Genomic DNA, 2,744 nt, shown 5'->3' on the forward strand with positions numbered 1-2,744 from the left:
TTGACTCAAACTGAATCGCTCAAAGTTACGCCCAGCTTAGTTCAACGGGACTTCTATCGAATTATTTCGTCTTTGGGTACACCTGCTCAATCCCCCAAACGTCGTGGTTATTCTCCCGGACGAATTAAAGGTGAAAAAAAAAGAGCCGAGAACTCGCCATAAATTTATCAAAAAACAACCATTTTGTAAAAACCAAAATAGCCAAGTCTCCTAAGATTTACTCTGTAACCTTCTAAAGCCTTTATTTCTGAGCTTTTCTTCGAGCTGAGATAGAGGAGTTATTGTTCCTTATTTTATTTGCGTAAGTAATACGCAAAAATACTGATTTTGTCCAAAGTCCAATCGTCATGTGATGCCAGTTTATCTGCAATCATAGGCATGGGGTCAACATTTTAAATTCATCATGACCAGTTACCAATTTCCAGAGGCGTTCTGGTGGGGAAGCGCTACAGCTTCCTATCAAATCGAAGGTGCAGTAAACGAAGGTGGGCGTAAACCCAGTGTTTGGGATACATTTAGCGCTACTCCTGGACGTACCCTGAATGGTGATACAGGTGCTGTGGCTTGTGATCATTATCATCGCTACGAACATGATATAGACTTAATGGCGCAACTGGGTATTCAGCACTATCGGTTTAGTATCGCCTGGTCACGAATTATTCCCGATGGTCGTGGTACGGTGAATGAACAAGGGATTGACTTTTATAAGCGTTTGGTGGATTGCTTGCGGGATAAGGGAATTACACCCCACGCCACCTTGTTTCACTGGGACTCCCCCCAGGCGTTAGAAGAGGCTTACGGTTCCTGGCAAAGTCGGCAAATGGCAATCGATTATGCTGACTATGTTACCACCGTGGTCAGTCGATTAGGCGATCGCATTACCCATTGGATGACACTGAATGAAATACCCTGCTTTACTCATTGGGGTTATGGGGTTAATTCTGATCCGCCTCATGCACCGGGAACGCGGGTGAGTTCACTTAAGCAGATGTGGCAAACTTCTCACCACGCCCTTTTAGCCCATGGTTTAGGATGTCAAGCCATTCGCGCCGCATCTCCTGTTTCCTGTTCAGTGAGTTTAGTGGATAATTTTGCAGTAACCGTACCGATTAATGAATCTCCTGATCATATAGAGGCGGCTAAAAAAGCATTTCATACCTGTGGACAAAATGGTGGGATTATTTTTCCCGCCTTAACTGGAAAGTATAGTCCGGCGTTGCTGGAAAAATTAGGTGAGAATGCGCCCGATATTCAGGATGAAGACTTAGAAACCATTCATCAACCTTTGGATGTTCTGGGATTTAATGTTTACTTCGGTGACTATGTTCGCGCCGTTGATAATGAATGCGGATATGAGGTTCTCAACTTTCCAGAACATTATCCGAAACTAAATATGCCATGGTTGCATATCTTGCCAGATTGTATTTATTGGGGCATTCGCCATATTAGTGAAACAGTAGGGCGTCCCGATTTACCCATTGTGATTACTGAAAACGGTTGTGCTGTTGCGGATGAGTTAAATAGTCAGGGGGAAGTTATCGATATTGACCGCATTTTTTACCTGCGCCAACATCTGCGATCGGCTCATCGGGCTATTGCTGAAGGGTACCCCCTCAACGGATATTTTCTCTGGAGTTTGATGGATAACTTTGAATGGTCTTATGGCTATGATCGTCGATTTGGATTGATTTATATTGATTATCCCACTCAAAACCGGATTCCGAAAGCCAGCTTTGATTGGTATCGAGAATGTATTAGAACCAATCGAGTGGTGTAAGCCGTCATGCATTTAAATTGGGTATTAGTAGCGAGCAAGATGCAAAGCCTGCGGCATGGCTTCGCTAAACGCACTACAAAGATTTCCTCATTATTGATATTAAGGTTTAAATGCCGAACAGCTTAGGATGGGATTAACTATACCAAATAGGGCTTTCTCCACCTTGAAGTTTATGTCCATCTACTGGCGTGGCACAGCTAACATGGTGGTAGAGATTTTACTATTAAATTGGGCGCAAGTCTTTGCGCCCCTACAGTTTCGCGGCGTAAGGTTAATTCATACACGGTCAATAAACCGGGTTTTTTTGGGTGAAGGTTGATATTGCGTTGTCATCCTCACGAGAAACCCGGTTTCTAGGAATACTTGAGTTGTAAACGCCATCCCCCTATAGACATAAATATTTTTATAAGCTGTTAATGCGGACAAGGGGAAATCCTGCGAGTTGATTTGACCGATGAAACTTCAGTTCCCGAATCGACTTCTATTGTCGGGTTATTTGCGATTGGTGCTTTCGGTGTTGTTGCCCAGTTACGGCGCAAACAAAAGTCGGCTACTGTGATAAAAAAGTAAGATGCAAGCGAGATATCGCGTTTCTCATAAGATGAGGTACAGGGATGAGGGCGCAAGCCTTCATCCGTGTCAACTTAAGCTCAACCCCTCTCCCAAGCCAGCCCTCACCCCCAGCCCCTCTCCCAAGCTTGGGAGAGGGGAGCAAGAGGGGAGCAAGAGAATCAAGTTCCCCTTCTCCCGTGCAAAAAAGCGAAGTATCCTCTGTCCTCCCCCGTGCAAAAAAATTCTGCCTTATCCCAACCCAAACGGGGAGAATTACCGCTTCTAAAAACCTAGACAAACCTACCCATCAGTAATTCTGCCTTGGTATAAGTCCACGGTGTAACTTTTGGTCGATAACCGTTAACGCTTGCGCTTGGCTGATACCCGGCGTTGTTGCTCGATATCAGCCTTAACC

At 44.7% G+C, this 2,744-nt stretch carries 2 protein-coding genes and 1 pseudogene; all 3 read left to right on the forward strand.

Annotated features, from left to right (window positions below):
- A pseudogene (locus RH949_RS18095) lies at positions 1-214 on the forward strand (NF041680 family putative transposase); the annotation flags it as partial.
- Between the two features lie 189 nt (positions 215-403).
- Entirely contained in the window at positions 404-1,777 is a 1,374-nt protein-coding gene (locus tag RH949_RS18100; protein WP_446355032.1) for a GH1 family beta-glucosidase, read from the forward strand.
- Between the two features lie 447 nt (positions 1,778-2,224).
- On the forward strand, positions 2,225-2,347 hold the full coding sequence (locus tag RH949_RS18105) for a PEP-CTERM sorting domain-containing protein (protein ID WP_006105402.1): 123 nt from the start codon (positions 2,225-2,227) through the stop codon (positions 2,345-2,347).
- Positions 2,348-2,744 lie beyond the last annotated feature (397 nt).

The sequence above is a fragment of the Coleofasciculus sp. A1-SPW-01 genome (assembly GCF_040217205.1).
Lineage (GTDB): Bacteria > Cyanobacteriota > Cyanobacteriia > Cyanobacteriales > Coleofasciculaceae > Coleofasciculus > Coleofasciculus chthonoplastes_A.